Source organism: Enterobacter cloacae complex sp. 394F7 (genome assembly GCF_057320385.1).
Map to the genome: position 1 here is coordinate 18,703 of NZ_JBXWCS010000019.1, position 17,067 is coordinate 35,769.

Below are 17,067 nucleotides of genomic sequence, written 5' to 3' on the forward strand. Positions count from 1 at the left end.
GGATCTATGGCAGAGAAAAAACCGGAGCTACAGCGTGGGCTGGAAGCTCGTCATATTGAACTGATAGCGCTGGGCGGCACTATTGGTGTGGGCCTGTTTATGGGCTCTGCAAGCACGCTCAAATGGGCCGGGCCATCCGTTCTGCTGGCATATATTATTGCTGGCCTGTTCGTTTTCTTCATCATGCGTTCGATGGGCGAAATGCTCTTCCTGGAGCCAGTGACCGGCTCTTTCGCCGTCTATGCGCACCGCTACATGAGCCCGTTCTTCGGCTATCTGACGGCTTGGTCATACTGGTTTATGTGGATGGCGGTGGGTATCTCGGAGATTACCGCAATCGGGGTGTATGTGCAGTTCTGGTTCCCGGATATGGTCCAGTGGATACCGGCGCTGATTGCTGTGGGGCTGGTGGCAATGGCAAACCTGGCAGCCGTTCGCCTTTATGGTGAAATCGAGTTCTGGTTTGCGATGATTAAAGTCACCACCATCATCGTGATGATTGTGGTTGGACTCGGCGTCATTTTCTTCGGCTTTGGCAACGGTGGTCACGCGATTGGCTTCGGTAACCTGACTGGGCACGGCGGCTTCTTCGCTGGTGGCTGGAAAGGCTTCCTGACGGCGCTGTGTATCGTTGTCGCGTCCTATCAGGGCGTTGAGCTTATCGGTATTACAGCCGGTGAAGCGAAGAACCCGCAGGTCACGCTGCGTAGTGCGGTGGGTAAGGTGCTGTGGCGTATCCTGATTTTCTATGTGGCGGCGATCTTCGTTATCGTGACCATCTTCCCGTGGAATGAGATCGGCACGACAGGCAGCCCGTTTGTCTTAACATTCGCGAAGATAGGTATTACGGCGGCAGCAGGTATCATCAACTTTGTCGTCCTGACGGCGGCGTTGTCTGGCTGTAACAGCGGAATGTACAGCTGCGGTCGTATGCTCTATGCGCTTTCGAAGAACAACCAATTGCCTGCGGCAATGAGTAAAGTGTCCCGCGCGGGTGTGCCTGTTGCGGGTGTGGCGGTGTCGATTGCCATCCTGCTGATTGGCTCATGCCTGAACTACATTATTCCAAATCCGCAGCGCGTATTTGTTTATGTCTACAGCGCCAGCGTGCTGCCGGGGATGGTGCCGTGGTTCGTTATTCTGATTAGCCAGCTGCGTTTCCGCCATGCGCATAAACAGGCGATTGCCAGCCATCCGTTCCGCTCGATTCTGTTCCCGTATGCGAACTATTTGACGATGGCGTTCCTGATTTGCGTATTAATCGGGATGTACTTTAATGATGATACCCGCATGTCGCTGTTTGTCGGGATGATCTTCCTGGCGGCAGTCACTGCAGCCTATAAGCTATTTGGGCTGGGGCGCCGCGCCACCACGCAGAAAGTGGAGGAATAAGCGGCAAAATGTGCAAACCATAACCAAACGCGCATTTTTTTCAAAAAAGCACTAGACAGCGGGGTCGGAGGTACGTAATATCCAGCCCCGCAACGGCGCTAAGCGCCCGTAGCTCAGCTGGATAGAGCGCTGCCCTCCGGAGGCAGAGGTCTCAGGTTCGAATCCTGTCGGGCGCGCCATTTTAGTCCCGGCGCTAGAGCTGCGGTGGTCTGAGAAGTAGTCAGTACCGCGTGAAAGAATACAGTGGTGGCTATAGCTCAGTTGGTAGAGCCCTGGATTGTGATTCCAGTTGTCGTGGGTTCGAATCCCATTAGCCACCCCATTATTGAAGAGTTGTGAATTGCGAAGGTGGCGGAATTGGTAGACGCGCTAGCTTCAGGTGTTAGTGTTCTTACGGACGTGGGGGTTCAAGTCCCCCCCCTCGCACCACGACTTTAATGAATTGAACTAAAAATTCAAAAAGCAGTACATCGGCGAGTAGCGCAGCTTGGTAGCGCAACTGGTTTGGGACCAGTGGGTCGGAGGTTCGAATCCTCTCTCGCCGACCAATTTTGAACCCCGCTTCGGCGGGGTTTTTTGTTTGCTGCGGCTTTTCACCTCTGTATCCATTCCCCGACATACGCGTTTCCTGTTGTCGCGAACCAGCGACACTTAATTAGTTGAAAACTAAATTAATATTGCATAAGTGTTTTAACCGTCTCTTTCTGACGACACTTCTGCGCTTTTACCGATATCTTATGGTGCGTCAGACGGGTCTTTGCAGCAGAAATTCCTTTTATCTTAAAATGTTGCGCGATGTAAAATTTCTTCGTGTAACGTTGGCATGTAACGTGCAATAATATACGTGTAGATGCTCATTCCATCTCTTATGTTCGCCTTCGTGCCTCATAAACTCAGGAATGATGCAGAGCCATTTACGGTGCTTATCGTCCACTGACAGATGTCGCTTCGGCCTCATCAGACACCATGGGCATAACGTTGAGTGAAGCACCAAATATGTTGTCTTACAGACCTGTTTTAACGCCTGCTTTTATAGCAGGCGTTTTTTTATGCTTTATTCACGGTAACGAAACATGACCAGGGCTGCCAGAAGCAGCGCACCCGCAGAGACAATATACATTGCCTGTAGTGCCTCTAACGCGGCGGTTAATGCCGCTGCAATACCAGTGAACAAAGAGGCACTGAGCGTTTGCCAGCGCCAGACTTTTCCACTCGCTGAAGCAGTCTGCGTAGAGTGAAAGTTGCAGAGCACACCATATGTTCCCACCGCGAAAACAACGTTTGATGCCAGATGCGCAATAAAAATCATCCCCAGTGCACACACCATCCAACCAGATAAAAACGGGATCACACCGTAAGCCGCTAAAAAGAGGCTAAGGCAGAGCATTAACAATGGTGTGTGCGCAGTGAGCCGCGGCAGGCTGTCTCTCTTCAGCAGTATAGGGCCGCAAAGCTGCCCCATACTCCTGGCAAAGAGAAGCGGTAAGGCGAGATCCGCAGCATCCTCCGGTTGGATCTGCTGCGCTAGCGCCGGTAAAAGCGCCATGGCGGGTGAACCGACGGCTGCCAGAACGGGCAAAATGAGTAAACTGCGTTTTTGCCGGAGGGTCAGCGCATGCCACCGCAGCATAACCGGGGAGCCTTCGTCTGGGGATAAAGAGCGTGCTTGCGCAGTAAATGTCCTTCCAGCCAGCCACAGCATAAACATTGACCCCAGAAAGCTGGCAGCATCGATTGCCAGCAATGTCATCACCGATATTCGCTGGAAAAGTACTACGCCCAGTCCGGTACCGAGCAGTACCTGAGCCGCAAAAATCACGTTTTCAAGACAGGTTGCTGCAGGAAGCTCTGCTTTACTGAGTCCGCGTTTAAAGAGCAACGTTAGGGCCGGCCAGCTCATCCCATTCAACAGGGCTTCGGTGGATTGCACAGCAAGCAGCGCTGAAATACTGTGATAATGAATACCCAGCAGTGGGAATAACAGGGCGAGTAAGCCCAACCCCTCTGACAGGATCAACAAAGAGACGGGTGAATAGTGTGCGCACAGTTTTTCGCTGATGATGCTGCCGATAAAACCAGGCACCGTTGCAAAAAGAAAGGCGAGCGTAAGCAGAGTGGCTGGTGCCGACCAGTCTAAAAGTAAACCGAAGACAACAACCTGAGTTAACCCATTTCCCAACGACGTAAAAATAAAGGCGCAGGCCAGCAAACGCAGCCAGCGATGACAGCGCAGCGCTTCAACAAGCGCATACAAAAGCGAGTTCATGACGATTTCCTTTCAAAAACGATTTAGTCCACGCGGCTGATGCGCGTGTGTGTAAAAAGGTTAATGAAAAGAGATCGTTACATTGGCCGGAACGTTTCCTGATGGATATGCAAAAAGGGTGCGTAAAAAAGGAGGCCGTCCGGCCTCCTTAACGATTATTGCTGATTTCCGTTATTCTGCAACGTCAAAAGCAGACCGTCGCGCCGCATGGCAGCAGCTTCTTCCGGTTTATGCTGCTTGTCGAGCGTATCGGCAAGCCACGCGTAGTCAAACGCATCCGGGCGCTGTTTTAACGCCGCACGGAAGGCGAGGCTCGCCTCCTGCCATTCACCGTGTTTCATCAGCGACTGGCCCAGCGTGCTCCAGAGCAGCGGACGATCGCCAACGGTTTTGATCTGTTGACGCAGCACTTTTTCGATTTGCTCAGGGTTGTTGGTTTTCAGACGCGGGATCACCATGACCAGACGATCGTCGTACTGGCGCTTCAGACCGTCGAGGAGGATCTCCTGAGCCGTGTCATGATCATCACATTCAATCAGGTGTTCCGCCATTGCCACCTGCAGAGGAACCTGCTGACGTGTTTTGCGGCTCTGATTCTTCCACCAGGTTTTCAGACCATCGCTGCCCAGATCGGCACGCGCCTGATCCATCAAACCAATCCACGCCATGCGCTGGAGTTCGTCACGATGTTCATCATCACCCACGTCGGCTTTCGCCATCGAAGGAATAATGTCCAGCAGTGAACCCCATGCACCGGTACGGATATAGGCCTGCTCGGCAAGGCGCAGCACTTCAGGGTGGCGAGGAGTGATTTCCAGCAGACGGTCAACGCCGTGGCGCGCCGCATGGTTTTCATTACGTGCCAGCTGCAGGCGAACGCGAGTGATCTCAACCGGGATCTGGTTGTCGGACGCCATCTCCGACGCGCGCTCCAGATGCTGATTGGCACGGGCCTCGTCACCACGTTGTTGAGCTGCTTCAGCAGCCAACAGATAGTTCACGACGGGTTGTTCGGCGTGATCGGCGTTTTTCGACATCAGCTTTTCCACCTGCTGATAGTCGCCCTCGGCGAGCTTAATCAGCGCCTGCTCGGTCTGCTTACGGGCGCGACGGCGCTTGCGGCCAACGAACCAGCCACGGGTATGGGCACCGGTGCGGAAAATACGGCGCAGGATCCACTCCAGCGCCAGCAGCACCACAACGCCCAGGATCAGAATGATCACCAGACCCGTTACGCTGGTTTCGATGTTGTAATTGTCGGTCTGGATCAACACGTATCCCTGGTGACCGGCAAGCATCGGCCCAAGGACGATCCCGGCGATCAGCAGGATAAAGAGTAAGAGTACTTTAAGCATCGTTACTCTCCTTGTGGGGCGCTTTCAGGCGCGGGCGCGGCGGCTGGTGCTGGTTCACCCGTCTGCGCAGCCGGAACGCCCGGCTGTGCCAGCAGGTTACGTACGCGCGTTTGCATCAGCTTTTCCAGAATCGGCTGGCTGGCCAGTTTATCCGGCACGTTCATGGTGATGTTCTGCTGACTCAGTTTGTCGATGTCATCGAGGAAAGCCGTGGTGGTGGCATCATCGGTATCGTAGTAAGCACGTACCCATGTGGAGACGTTATCCAGCGCCTGTTTGTAGGTCTCTTCCTGATGACGTGGCACGGCCTGGGCCGCGACTAGCAGACGGGAACGAATGTTCTCACGCAGGTAGATATCCTGGTTCGGCGCTAACAGCGGCACGGCGGTTTCATCACGGCGACGAATGGTGATGAAGCTGTCCATAAAGTTCTGCCAGCTTTTTTGCAGGTTTACACGCCACTCGCTCAGGGAGCTGGACAGTTCGGTGCCGTCGGAATCCATGGGAGAATCGTCGTCGTTGTTATCTGCCAGCTGCAGGTTATCAATCTGGTTCGAGAGCTGATTTACCTTGAGGATGATGCCGTCATAATCCACCTGAGAAACGGCGGAGAGGCTGGCGATGTCTTCGGTAATGGCGCGACGTGCGGTGATGAGGCTTGGATCGTTCATGTCCGCCAGGCTCGCATCTGCGCTTTTCAGCAGAGCGGCGGCGGTGGTGACATCCTGATCGCTCCAGAGCTTACGCCCGGCCAGTTTCACCAGAAAATCGGCCTGAGAAAGCAGCCATGTTTTGGCATCGGTACCGGAAATGGAGGCCACTTTTTGCTGCACTTCGTCCAGCTGTTTGGTTAGCTCTTCCTGTTTGCTGTTCGCATCGGCAAGCGCGGCAGCCTGCTGTTTGATGACGCCTTCCAGCTCGGTTTTTTGTGTCTCCTGCGCTTTTTGCAGCGCAGCGAGCTGATTAACCAGCGCGTCGCTGGTTGCCGTCTGATTGGTGCTTTGCTGTTTCACCAGGCCGTAGAGGCTGACGCCTGCTGCCAGCGCAATGGCGATGGCAATCGCGCTCAGCGCAAGGCTGGTCTTGTTGCTGCCGTTTTTCTTCTCAACGGTTTTCTCAGTCGTTTCTGACTGTGGCGTCATGTCCACAGTCTCCCTGGTCTCTTCAACCACGGCGGAGGATTTGTCGTGTTCCGTCATTATGGCATCCCATTATGAGAGTTATTGTAATGCGCGCAGCAGCGCATCGTTGTCGGCGTTATCAGCGATCCGAATATCTTGCCAGCCCAGTTCCCGGGCGAGGTTCGCCAGACGCTCACTGACGACCAAAAGCCGACAGTGGAGTAACCAGTTTTCACGATACCAAAGCGGCACCAGCGACCAGAGTTGCTGCAGCATTTCGCCGCTGGTCACCACCAACGTTGTAATGCCGCGCGTATGCCAGCGCATCGCCTCTTGTGCACCATCGTAATGTTTTGCACAGCGTTGATAACATTCGCAAAACGTGATGTCAGCTCCGCGTTCACGCAGCGTTTCGCCTAACAGTTCGCGTCCGCCGTTACCGCGTAAAATCAGCGCACGTTTTCCGATTAGGGTTTGTAATTCAGGTAATTGTAGCAAGACTTCGCTGGTTTCCCGATCTAACGGGTAACGCACGTCTGCTCCACTTACGGTATGCAGCGCCAGGGCGGTGGAACGGCCAATCGCGAAATAGCGTGGCGCGGTAGGCCAGTTCAGTCCCTGCTGTTGTAGCTGCGCATGGGCAAATTCCACAGCATGTTGCGACAAGGCAAACAGCAGGTCGCCTTCCTGAAGGGTATTCATATGGTCGGCGAGCGCGGACAACTCCCGACCCGGGGAGAATTCAATAAGCGGAAAACTCCAGGCCACCTGCCCCAGTGCGCGCAGACGGCTCACTAACTGCTCTCCTGCGGGAGAAGGGCGGGTGACGAGAATACTCATGCAGGGGGCTCTCCATCGTAAACGTCAGCCAGAATCTCGCGGGCACCGTTATCCAGTAACTCTTCCGCCAGCGAAACGCCAAGCTGCTCAGCATCTTGCGGTTTACCGCGGCGCTCACCGCGTACCATCTGCGAACCATCCGGCGCGCCAACCAGCGCACGCAGCCACAGTTCACCGTTAATTAATTCAGCATAGCTGCCAATCGGCACCTGGCACCCCCCTTCAAGGCGGGTATTCATCGCACGCTCGGCTTTGACGCGAATGGCCGTCTCGTCATGATTCAGCGGTGCAAGCAGTTCACGGGTACGCCTGTCATCCAGACGGCACTCAATACCTACAGCGCCCTGTCCCACGGCCGGCAAAGAGAGCTCCGGTGGCAACGCGACGCGAATGCGTGACTCCAGCCCCAGACGCTTAAGTCCTGCTACCGCGAGGATAATGGCATCGTAATCGCCGTTATCCAGCTTGCCCAGACGCGTGCCAACGTTACCGCGCAGCGAGCGTATGATCAGATCCGGACGGCGTTCAGCCAACTGACACTGGCGGCGTAAACTGGACGTGCCAACCACGCTGCCTTTGGGCAACGCATCAAGCGAGTCAAACTGGTTAGAGACAAACGCATCGCGCGGATCCTCGCGCTCGCAAATGGTCACCAGTCCCAGCCCTTCCGGGAACTCGACGGGCACGTCTTTCATCGAATGCACGGCGATATCGGCGCGGTTCTCAAGCAATGCCAGTTCCAGTTCTTTGACAAACAAGCCTTTGCCGCCCACTTTCGCCAGCGGCGTATCAAGGATCACATCGCCGCGCGTGACCATGGGCACCAGCTCGACGCGCAAGCCGCTGTGGCAGGCTTCCAGGCGCTGCTTAACATAATGTGCCTGCCAGAGCGCAAGAGGGCTTTGGCGTGTGGCAATTCTCAAAACATTGTCTAACATGCTTGTTACCGTCATTATCAATCGCTAACCATCCTAACATTGTTGACTCTGGGATGGCAGTTTTACGGTGATGAAGAAGAGAGGGACAGGGCGGGAGTTCTCGTCAGCCACAGCCGTATTAAGGAATTTACACGTACAGAACGGTGCTACACTTTGTATGTAGCGCAACTTTCTTTACGGTCAATCGGCAAGGTGTTAAATTGATCACGTTTTAGACCATTTTTTCGTCGGTACCAGCATAATGATAAGGGCGAAAAAGGGTAACGGTTATCTTTTTGAAATACTGCGGGCTCGCTGTTATTTTGGTTTTTGAATAGCTTGCGACACCCGGAAACATCAGGCGATACGTCTTGTACCTCTATATTGAGACTCTGAAACAGAGACTGGATGCCATCAATCAACTGCGTGTGGATCGCGCGCTTGCTGCCATGGGCCCTGCTTTCCAGCAGGTATACAGTCTGCTGCCGACATTATTGCACTATCACCATCCGCTGATGCCGGGTTACCTTGACGGTAACGTTCCCAAGGGCATTTGCCTTTTCACGCCTGATGAAACCCAACAGCATTATCTCAACGAACTTGAACTCTACCGTGGCATGCCGCCGCAGGAATCCCCGAAAGGTGAACTGCCTATCACCGGCGTTTACTCCATGGGGAGCACCTCTTCGGTAGGGCAAAGCTGTTCGTCTGACCTGGACATCTGGGTCTGTCATCAATCCTGGCTCGATAACGAAGAGCGTCAGTTGCTGCAGCGTAAATGTAGCCTGCTGGAAAGCTGGGCGGCATCGCTTGGCGTGGAAGTGAGCTTCTTCCTGATTGATGAAAACCGTTTCCGCCATAACGAAAGCGGCAGTCTGGGTGGTGAGGACTGCGGCTCCACGCAGCACATTTTATTGCTGGACGAATTTTACCGTACGGCAGTGCGTCTGGCCGGGAAGCGTATTCTGTGGAATATGGTCCCGTGCGAAGAAGAAGAGCATTACGATGATTACGTGATGTCGCTTTACGCGCAGGGCGTACTGACGCCAAACGAATGGCTGGATTTGGGCGGCCTGAGTTCCCTGTCGGCCGAAGAGTACTTTGGCGCGAGCCTCTGGCAGCTTTATAAGAGCATCGACTCACCGTACAAAGCGGTGCTGAAAACGTTGTTGCTCGAAGCCTATTCCTGGGAATACCCAACCCCACGCCTGCTGGCGAAAGATATCAAGCAGCGTCTGCACGACGGGGAGATTGTCTCCTTTGGGCTTGACGCCTACTGCATGATGCTGGAACGCGTTACCGAATACCTGAAAGCCATTGATGACACCACGCGTCTCGACCTGGTGCGTCGATGTTTCTATCTCAAAGTTTGTGAGAAATTGAGCCGTGAACGCGCCTGCGTGGGCTGGCGTCGTGAAGTGGTTTCTCAGCTCGTCAAAGAGTGGGGATGGGGCGAAGAGCGTCTCTCCATGCTCGACAATCGCGCCAACTGGAAAATCGATCAGGTGCGTGAAGCGCACAACGAACTGCTTGATGCGATGATGCAAAGCTACCGTAACCTGATCCGCTTTGCGCGCCGTAACAACCTCAGCGTGTCCGCCAGCCCGCAGGACATCGGGGTATTGACCCGCAAACTGTATGCCGCGTTTGAAGCGCTGCCGGGCAAAGTTACCCTGGTTAACCCGCAAATTTCGCCCGATCTGTCAGAGCCAAACCTGACCTTTATCTATGTGCCGCCGGGCCGCGCGAACCGCACCGGGTGGTATCTGTATAACCGTGCCCCAAGCATGGATTCGATCATTAGCCATCAGCCGCTGGAGTATAACCGCTACCTGAACAAGCTGGTGGCCTGGGCCTGGTTTAACGGCCTGCTGACCTCGCGCACCCGCCTGTTTATCAAAGGCAACGAGGTGGTCGATTTAGCCAAACTGCAGGAGATGGTGGCGGATGTCTCCCATCACTTCCCGCTGCGTCTGCCGGCACCCACGCCAAAAGCGCTCTACAGCCCGTGTGAAATTCGTCATCTGGCGATTATCGTCAACCTGGAATATGACCCGACGGCGGCCTTCCGCAATCAGGTCGTGCATTTTGACTTCCGCAAGCTGGACGTCTTCAGCTTTGGCGAGCAGCAAAACTGCCTGGTCGGCAGCGTGGATCTACTGTACCGCAACTCGTGGAACGAAGTGCGTACGCTGCACTTCAACGGCGAGCAGGCGATGATCGAAGCGTTGAAAACCATTCTCGGTAAGATGCACCAGGATGCCGCGCCGCCGGACAGCGTGGAAGTGTTCTGCTACAGCCAGCACCTGCGTGGTTTGATTCGTACCCGTGTGCAGCAGTTAGTTTCAGAGTGTATTGAGCTGCGTCTTTCCAGTACCCGTCAGGAAACCGGTCGCTTTAAAGCGCTGCGTGTTTCAGGGCAAACCTGGGGTCTGTTCTTCGAACGCCTGAACGTGTCGGTGCAGAAGCTGGAGAACGCCATTGAGTTTTACGGCGCGATTTCGCACAACAAACTGCATGGCCTGTCGGTTCAGGTGGAGACCAACCACGTCAAGCTGCCGCAGGTGGTGGATGGCTTTGCCAGTGAAGGGATTATCCAGTTCTTCTTTGAAGAGTCGGGAGACGATGCCGGTTTCAACATCTATATTCTTGATGAGACCAACCGCGCAGAGGTGTATCACCACTGCGAAGGCAGTAAAGAGGAGCTGGTGCGTGACGTTAGCCGCTTCTACTCCTCATCACACGACCGCTTCACCTACGGTTCCAGTTTCATCAACTTCAACCTGCCGCAGTTCTACCAGATTGTGAATGTCGATGGCCGTGCGCAGGTGATTCCGTTCCGGACCCAGGCCGTCACGCCTGTAGCGCCTGCAAATCAGGACACCGCACCGCTGTTGCAGCAGTATTTCTCGTGATGCTTTTCGCCGGGTGGCTACGGTCCGAGCCGTTGTAGGCCCGGTAAGGCGTAGCCGCCACCGGGCAACAACACTACCTGAAACTCACATCTTCACCCGCCTGCGCGGTTGCAGCCTGCTCCAGCAGATCCCAGAAGGTTTCGCCGCTACGGTCACACACCCATTCATCCCCTTTCAGATCGAAATGGTAGCCACCCTGTCTGGCCGCCAGCCATACCTGGTGAAGCGGCTCCTGGCGGTTAATAATAATTTTGCTGCCGTTTTCGAAACTGAGGGTCAGGATACCGCCGTTGATTTCACAATCGATATCGCTGTCGCCTTCCCAGTCGTCCAGGCGCTCTTCAATGGTCATCCACAGGGTGTCGGCAAGGCGATGGAATTCACTGTCGTTCATGGTTTTGTTCCTGTTTTTCGTGATGCCGGCAGTATAACCCTAAATAATTCCCGTTGCAGGAAAGCGGCAAACTCTTGCTTTTGTGTCTTCTCCTGCGATGATAGAAACAGATTTGAACTTACGGGCAACTTTATAATGAAAAACGCTTTCCGAACGCTTGCCGTTCTCATCACGCTGTTTAGTCTGACTGGCTGTGGACTGAAGGGGCCGCTGTACTTCCCGCCTGCGGATAAAACGGCACCGCCACCGACCAAACCCGTGCAAAGCGGCATTGAGTCTTCTACGCCAGATACTAACGATCGTGGCAACAACGGTGGCCCGACTCAGGTTAATCTCTGACGATCACGTTCTGTACCCGCGCAATGGAGCAAATGATGCAGTTCTCTAAAATGCATGGCCTTGGTAACGATTTTATGGTCGTCGACGCGGTAACGCAGAATGTCTTTTTCTCCCCGGAACTGATCCGCCGCCTGGCGGATCGACACCTGGGCGTGGGGTTCGATCAGCTGCTGGTGGTTGAACCGCCGTACGATCCCGACCTCGATTTCCACTACCGTATTTTTAACGCGGATGGCAGCGAGGTGAATCAGTGCGGCAATGGCGCGCGCTGTTTTGCCCGCTTTGTCCGCCTGAAAGGGCTGACCAATAAACGCGATATACGCGTCAGTACGGCGAATGGCCGCATGGTGCTCAGCGTTACCGATGACGAGCTGGTGCGTGTGAACATGGGCGAACCAAACTTTGAGCCCTCCGCGGTGCCGTTTCGCGCAAACAAAGCGGAAAAGACCTATATTATGCGTGCGGCCGAGCAGACAGTATTGTGTGGCGTCGTCTCGATGGGCAACCCGCACTGTGTCATTCAGGTCGATAATGTGGAAACGGCCGCGGTCGAAACCCTTGGCCCGGTGCTGGAAAGCCACGAACGTTTCCCGGAACGGGCGAATATCGGTTTTATGCAGGTGGTAAAGCGCGAGCATATCCGTCTGCGTGTGTACGAGCGCGGCGCGGGTGAAACGCAGGCTTGCGGGAGCGGTGCCTGTGCTGCGGTGGCCGTCGGCATCTCTCAGGGGTTACTGGCCGAAGAGGTTCGCGTGGAGTTACCAGGCGGTCGTCTTGATATCGCCTGGAAAGGACCGGGTCATCCACTGTATATGACTGGCCCGGCGGCACATGTCTATGACGGGTTTATCCATCTATGAAACAACCAGGGGAAGAACTGCAGGAAACGGTGACGGAACTGGACGACAGGGCTGTTGTTGATTATCTGCTGCGCAATCCTGAGTTTTTTATTCGCAATGCACGCGTCGTCGAAGCGATGCGTGTGCCGCATCCGGTTCGCGGGACCGTGTCGCTCGTCGAATGGCACATGGCACGCTCGCGCAACCACATCAGTCAGCTTGAAGAGAACATGACGCTGCTGATGGAGCAGGCCAACACGAACGAAAGCCTGTTCTATCGTCTGCTGCATCTGCAGGCGCGTCTGGCCTCGGCGCACAGCCTTGAAGAATTCCTCAGCCGCTTCCACCGCTGGGCGCGTGAACTGGGGCTGGCTGGCGCAACGATTCGTCTTTTCCCTGACCGCTGGCGCATTGGCGCGCCGTCTGGTTTTACCCATCTGGCGTTGAGTCGCCAGGCGTTTGAACCTCTGCGTATTCAGCGTCTGGGCCATGAGCACCACTATCTTGGGCCGCTTAACGGACCGGAACTGCTGGTGGTACTGCCGGAAGCCAAAGCGATAGGCTCGGTGGCGATGTCGATGATGGGGCGTGATGGCGATCTGGGGGTGATGTTATTTACCAGCCGCGATGCGCATCATTACGAGCAGGGACAAGGTACGCAGCTGCTGCAGGAGATCGCCCTGATGCTGCCTGAGCTGCTGGAGCGCTGGATTGAGCGCGTATGACGGACGCCCTGCTCACGACTGACGTCTCACGCTTTCTGCGCTACCTGGGCGTTGAACGTCAGCTAAGCCCGATTACGCTGCTTAACTATCAGCGTCAGCTTGATGCCATCATGCAGATTGCCGATGAGATCGGCCTGAAAAGCTGGCAACAATGTGACGCTGCGACCGTCCGCGGGTTTGTTGTGCGCAGCCGTAAAAAAAACCTAAGCCCGGCGAGTCTGGCGCTCAGGCTTTCTGCGCTGCGCAGTTTCTTCGACTGGCTGGTGAGCCAGGGCGGCTTAAAAGCCAACCCGGCGAAAGGCATCGCCACGCCGAAAGCCCCGCGTCACCTGCCGAAAAATATCGACGTCGACGATGTAAACCGCCTGCTGGATATTGACCTCAACGACCCGCTGGCCGTGCGCGATCGCGCGATGCTGGAGGTCATGTACGGTGCGGGTTTGCGTCTTTCCGAACTGGTTAATCTCGATTTAAAACATCTCGATCTGGAGTCCGGCGAAGTGTGGGTGATGGGTAAGGGCAGCAAAGAGCGCCGCCTGCCGATTGGCCGTAATGCCGTCTCGTGGATTGAGCACTGGCTGGATCTGCGCGGGCTGTTTGGCGCCGAGGAGGATGCGCTGTTCCTGTCGAAACTCGGCAAGCGGATCTCGGCGCGTAACGTGCAGAAACGCTTTGCAGAGTGGGGCATTAAGCAGGGGCTGAACAGCCACGTCCATCCGCACAAGCTGCGCCACTCCTTTGCCACCCACATGCTGGAATCGAGTGGCGATCTGCGTGGCGTGCAGGAACTGCTCGGCCACGCGAATCTCTCCACCACCCAAATCTATACCCACTTAGACTTTCAACACCTTGCGTCGGTGTATGACGCGGCGCATCCACGCGCCAAACGGGGGAAATAATGCGTTTTTACCGCCCACTGGGTCACATCTCAGCCCTGACTTTTGATCTTGATGACACCCTTTATGACAACCGTGAAGTGATCCTGCGAACTGAGCAGGAGTCGCTGGCGTTTGTTCAGAACTACCATCCGGCGCTGAAGACGATGCAGAACAAGGACTTTCAGCTGCTGCGCCAGTCCCTGCGTGAGACCGAGCCGGATATTTATCACGATGTAACCGAATGGCGTCGCCGTGCGGTGGAGCAGGCGATGCTCAACGCTGGGCTGAGCGCACAGGATGCGGCCGTCGGGGCTGAAGCCGCAATGGAAAACTTCGCCAAATGGCGCAGCCGTATCGACGTGCCGCAGGAAACGCACGACACCCTGGCAAAACTGGCAGAAAAATGGCCGCTGGTCGCAATCACCAATGGCAATGCGCAGCCGGAGCTGTTTGGTCTGGGGGATTACTTTGAATTTGTGCTGCGGGCGGGTCCGCACGGGCGCTCGAAGCCGTTTAACGATATGTATCATCTGGCGGCGGAGAAGCTGAACCTGCCGCTCGGCGAAATGTTGCATGTGGGTGATGACCTGACCACAGACGTAGCGGGTGCCATCCGCTGCGGTATGCAGGCCTGCTGGATCAAGCCAGAAAAGACGGACCTGATGATCGCCCCGGACAGCCGTCTTCTGCCGCACCTGGAAATTTCACGGTTGGCATCCCTCACGACGCTGATATAATCACCAGTAATATTGTATAAATTACCAGGGTTTTTGCAGTTGTAGGCCCGGTAAGCAAAGCGCCACCGGGCGCTTTGCTGTGTTCCTGAATACTATGTGACGGTGCCAATGGACGTTTCTTACCTGCTCGACAGCCTTAATGACAAACAGCGTGATGCGGTTGCCGCCTCGCGTACCAACCTGCTGGTGCTGGCTGGGGCGGGCAGTGGTAAGACGCGCGTGCTGGTTCACCGTATCGCCTGGCTGCAGAGCGTGGAAAACTGCTCTCCGTACTCCATCATGGCGGTCACGTTTACCAACAAGGCGGCGGCGGAGATGCGCCACCGTATTGCCCAACTGATGGGTACCAGCCAGGGCGGCATGTGGGTCGGCACCTTCCACGGTCTGGCGCACCGTCTGCTGCGTGCGCACCATATGGACGCCAATCTGCCGCAGGATTTCCAGATCCTCGACAGCGAAGACCAGCTCCGTCTGCTGAAACGCCTGATTAAGGCGATGAACCTCGACGAGAAACAGTGGCCGCCACGTCAGGCGATGTGGTACATCAACGGCCAGAAAGACGAAGGGTTGCGCCCGCATCATATTCAGAGCTTTGGCAACCCGGTGGAGCAGACCTGGCAGAACGTTTACAAGGCCTACCAGGAAGCGTGTGACCGCGCCGGGCTGGTGGACTTTGCCGAACTGTTGCTGCGCGCCCACGAACTGTGGCTGAACAAACCGCATATCCTGCAGCACTACCGTGAACGCTTCACCAACATTCTGGTGGACGAATTCCAGGATACCAACAACATCCAGTACGCCTGGATCCGCCTGCTGGCCGGGGATACCGGCAAGGTGATGATCGTAGGCGATGACGACCAGTCCATCTACGGCTGGCGTGGCGCGCAGGTGGAAAACATTCAGCGCTTCCTCAACGACTTCCCCGGCGCCGAAACTATCCGTCTGGAGCAGAACTACCGCTCGACCAGCAATATCCTCAGCGCGGCCAACGCCCTGATTGAAAACAACAACGGGCGCCTGGGTAAAAAGTTATGGACCGACGGGGTCGACGGTGAGCCGATTTCGATTTACTGCGCCTTCAACGAGCTCGACGAAGCACGTTTCGTGGTGAACCGCATCAAAACCTGGCAGGACAACGGTGGCGCGCTGGAACAGTGCGCCATTCTCTACCGCAGCAACGCCCAGTCGCGCGTGCTGGAAGAGGCGCTGCTGCAGGTGAGCATGCCGTACCGTATCTACGGCGGCATGCGCTTCTTCGAACGTCAGGAGATCAAAGACGCGCTCTCGTATCTGCGCCTGATCGCTAACCGAAACGACGATGCGGCGTTTGAACGTGTGGTGAATACGCCAACCCGCGGCATTGGTGACCGAACGCTGGACGTGGTGCGTCAGGCCTCGCGCGATCGCCAGCTTACGCTCTGGCAGGCGTGCCGCGAGCTGTTGCAGGAAAAAGCCCTCGCCGGACGCGCTGCCAGCGCGCTGCAGCGCTTCCTGGAATTAATTGACGCGCTGGCGCAGGAAACCGCCGACATGCCGCTACACGTGCAGACTGACCGGGTGATCAAAGACTCCGGCCTGCGCACCATGTACGAGCAGGAGAAAGGCGAGAAGGGCCAGACCCGTATTGAGAACTTAGAGGAACTGGTGACGGCAACGCGCCAGTTCAGCTACAACGAAGAAGACGAAGACCTGATGCCGCTGCAGGCGTTCCTTTCTCACGCCGCGCTGGAAGCGGGCGAAGGGCAGGCGGATACCTGGCAGGATGCGGTTCAACTAATGACCCTGCACTCTGCCAAAGGCCTCGAATTCCCGCAGGTGTTTATCGTCGGCATGGAAGAGGGGATGTTCCCGAGCCAGATGTCGCTGGATGAAGGCGGGCGTCTGGAAGAGGAGCGCCGTCTGGCTTACGTAGGCGTGACGCGAGCGATGCAGAAGCTGACGCTGACCTACGCTGAAACCCGCCGTTTGTACGGTAAAGAGGTCTATCACCGTCCGTCGCGCTTTATCGGCGAATTGCCGGAAGAGTGTGTCGAAGAGGTGCGTCTGCGTGCCAGCATCAGCCGCCCGGTCAGCCATCAGCGGATGGGCTCGCCGATTGCGGAAACCGACACAGGCTATAAGCTGGGCCAGCGCGTGCGTCATTCGAAGTTTGGTGAAGGCACCATCGTCAATCTGGAAGGCAGCGGCGAGCACAGCCGCCTGCAGGTGGCGTTCCAGGGGCAGGGGATCAAATGGCTGGTGGCCGCGTATGCCAAGCTGGAAGCAGTGTAACTTTCAGAAAAATATCATTATTTTGTAATAATCTGCTAGCCTTATACGTTGAAGGTCAATTAATGCCCTTCAGCGTTT

Annotated in this window: 14 protein-coding genes and 4 tRNA genes; 12 read left to right on the plus strand and 6 right to left on the minus strand. The window is 55.8% G+C overall.

Annotation, left to right across the window (positions count from 1 at the left end):
- The first annotated feature begins 6 nt into the window (after nucleotides 1-6).
- The 5 genes from thrP to AC2FAK_RS21300 all read left to right on the plus strand — a co-directional run bounded on the left by thrP (nucleotide 7) and on the right by AC2FAK_RS21300 (nucleotide 1,940).
- Nucleotides 7-1,392, plus strand: a complete 1,386-nt coding sequence (thrP, locus tag AC2FAK_RS21280) for a bifunctional threonine/serine APC transporter ThrP (protein WP_095455725.1) — start codon at nucleotides 7-9, stop codon at nucleotides 1,390-1,392.
- A 102-nt stretch (nucleotides 1,393-1,494) separates the two neighbouring features.
- Nucleotides 1,495-1,571, plus strand: a tRNA-Arg gene (locus AC2FAK_RS21285).
- 67 nt (nucleotides 1,572-1,638) lie between these two features.
- Nucleotides 1,639-1,714 (plus strand) — tRNA-His (locus AC2FAK_RS21290).
- Between the two features lie 20 nt (nucleotides 1,715-1,734).
- Nucleotides 1,735-1,821 (plus strand) — tRNA-Leu (locus AC2FAK_RS21295).
- Between the two features lie 42 nt (nucleotides 1,822-1,863).
- Nucleotides 1,864-1,940, plus strand: a tRNA-Pro gene (locus AC2FAK_RS21300).
- Nucleotides 1,941-2,446: 506 nt separating this feature from the next.
- On the opposite strand, the gene AC2FAK_RS21305 is transcribed toward AC2FAK_RS21300, so the two are convergent.
- From AC2FAK_RS21305 to hemC, 5 genes are all read right to left on the minus strand, one after another.
- Nucleotides 2,447-3,658, minus strand: coding sequence for an MFS transporter (locus tag AC2FAK_RS21305; protein ID WP_095453778.1), 1,212 nt, complete (start codon nucleotides 3,656-3,658; stop codon nucleotides 2,447-2,449).
- A 155-nt stretch (nucleotides 3,659-3,813) separates the two neighbouring features.
- Nucleotides 3,814-5,013: a protoheme IX biogenesis protein HemY gene (hemY, locus tag AC2FAK_RS21310; RefSeq protein ID WP_014833715.1), complete on the minus strand. Its 1,200-nt coding sequence runs from the start codon at nucleotides 5,011-5,013 to the stop codon at nucleotides 3,814-3,816.
- Nucleotides 5,014-5,015: 2 nt separating this feature from the next.
- Complete coding sequence (gene hemX, locus AC2FAK_RS21315; protein ID WP_029883126.1) at nucleotides 5,016-6,212, minus strand: uroporphyrinogen-III C-methyltransferase; 1,197 nt, start codon at nucleotides 6,210-6,212, stop codon at nucleotides 5,016-5,018.
- Between the two features lie 21 nt (nucleotides 6,213-6,233).
- Complete coding sequence (gene hemD / locus AC2FAK_RS21320) at nucleotides 6,234-6,974, minus strand: uroporphyrinogen-III synthase (RefSeq protein WP_048972357.1); 741 nt, start codon at nucleotides 6,972-6,974, stop codon at nucleotides 6,234-6,236.
- Nucleotides 6,971-7,912 (minus strand): hydroxymethylbilane synthase, encoded by a 942-nt coding sequence (hemC, locus tag AC2FAK_RS21325; protein WP_032618596.1) that lies wholly within the window; start codon nucleotides 7,910-7,912, stop codon nucleotides 6,971-6,973. The genes hemD and hemC overlap by 4 nt, the downstream gene beginning before the upstream one ends.
- Before the next feature lie 350 nt (nucleotides 7,913-8,262).
- Between hemC and cyaA the strand changes: the two genes are divergently transcribed.
- Complete coding sequence (gene cyaA, locus AC2FAK_RS21330) at nucleotides 8,263-10,806, plus strand: class I adenylate cyclase (RefSeq protein WP_020686557.1); 2,544 nt, start codon at nucleotides 8,263-8,265, stop codon at nucleotides 10,804-10,806.
- A gap of 73 nt (nucleotides 10,807-10,879) precedes the next feature.
- Here the strand turns inward: cyaA and cyaY are convergent, their stop codons facing one another.
- Nucleotides 10,880-11,200 (minus strand): iron donor protein CyaY, encoded by a 321-nt coding sequence (gene cyaY / locus AC2FAK_RS21335; RefSeq protein ID WP_013099261.1) that lies wholly within the window; start codon nucleotides 11,198-11,200, stop codon nucleotides 10,880-10,882.
- Nucleotides 11,201-11,335: 135 nt separating this feature from the next.
- Between cyaY and lptM the strand changes: the two genes are divergently transcribed.
- The 6 genes from lptM to uvrD all read left to right on the plus strand — a co-directional run bounded on the left by lptM (nucleotide 11,336) and on the right by uvrD (nucleotide 16,989).
- Nucleotides 11,336-11,539 carry an LPS translocon maturation chaperone LptM gene (gene lptM, locus AC2FAK_RS21340; RefSeq protein WP_023621548.1) on the plus strand — a complete coding sequence of 68 codons (204 nt, stop codon included), beginning with the start codon at nucleotides 11,336-11,338 and terminating at the stop codon, nucleotides 11,537-11,539.
- 35 nt (nucleotides 11,540-11,574) lie between these two features.
- Nucleotides 11,575-12,399 (plus strand): diaminopimelate epimerase, encoded by an 825-nt coding sequence (gene dapF, locus AC2FAK_RS21345; protein WP_013099259.1) that lies wholly within the window; start codon nucleotides 11,575-11,577, stop codon nucleotides 12,397-12,399.
- Nucleotides 12,396-13,103: a DUF484 domain-containing protein gene (locus AC2FAK_RS21350; protein ID WP_023621549.1), complete on the plus strand. Its 708-nt coding sequence runs from the start codon at nucleotides 12,396-12,398 to the stop codon at nucleotides 13,101-13,103. The genes dapF and AC2FAK_RS21350 overlap by 4 nt, the downstream gene beginning before the upstream one ends.
- Nucleotides 13,100-14,002 (plus strand): tyrosine recombinase XerC, encoded by a 903-nt coding sequence (xerC, locus tag AC2FAK_RS21355; RefSeq protein ID WP_023621550.1) that lies wholly within the window; start codon nucleotides 13,100-13,102, stop codon nucleotides 14,000-14,002. The genes AC2FAK_RS21350 and xerC overlap by 4 nt, the downstream gene beginning before the upstream one ends.
- Entirely contained in the window at nucleotides 14,002-14,718 is a 717-nt protein-coding gene (gene yigB, locus AC2FAK_RS21360) for a 5-amino-6-(5-phospho-D-ribitylamino)uracil phosphatase YigB (RefSeq protein WP_013099256.1), read from the plus strand. The genes xerC and yigB overlap by 1 nt, the downstream gene beginning before the upstream one ends.
- 108 nt (nucleotides 14,719-14,826) lie before the next feature.
- Complete coding sequence (uvrD, locus tag AC2FAK_RS21365) at nucleotides 14,827-16,989, plus strand: DNA helicase II (RefSeq protein ID WP_013099255.1); 2,163 nt, start codon at nucleotides 14,827-14,829, stop codon at nucleotides 16,987-16,989.
- Nucleotides 16,990-17,067: the final 78 nt, after the last annotated feature.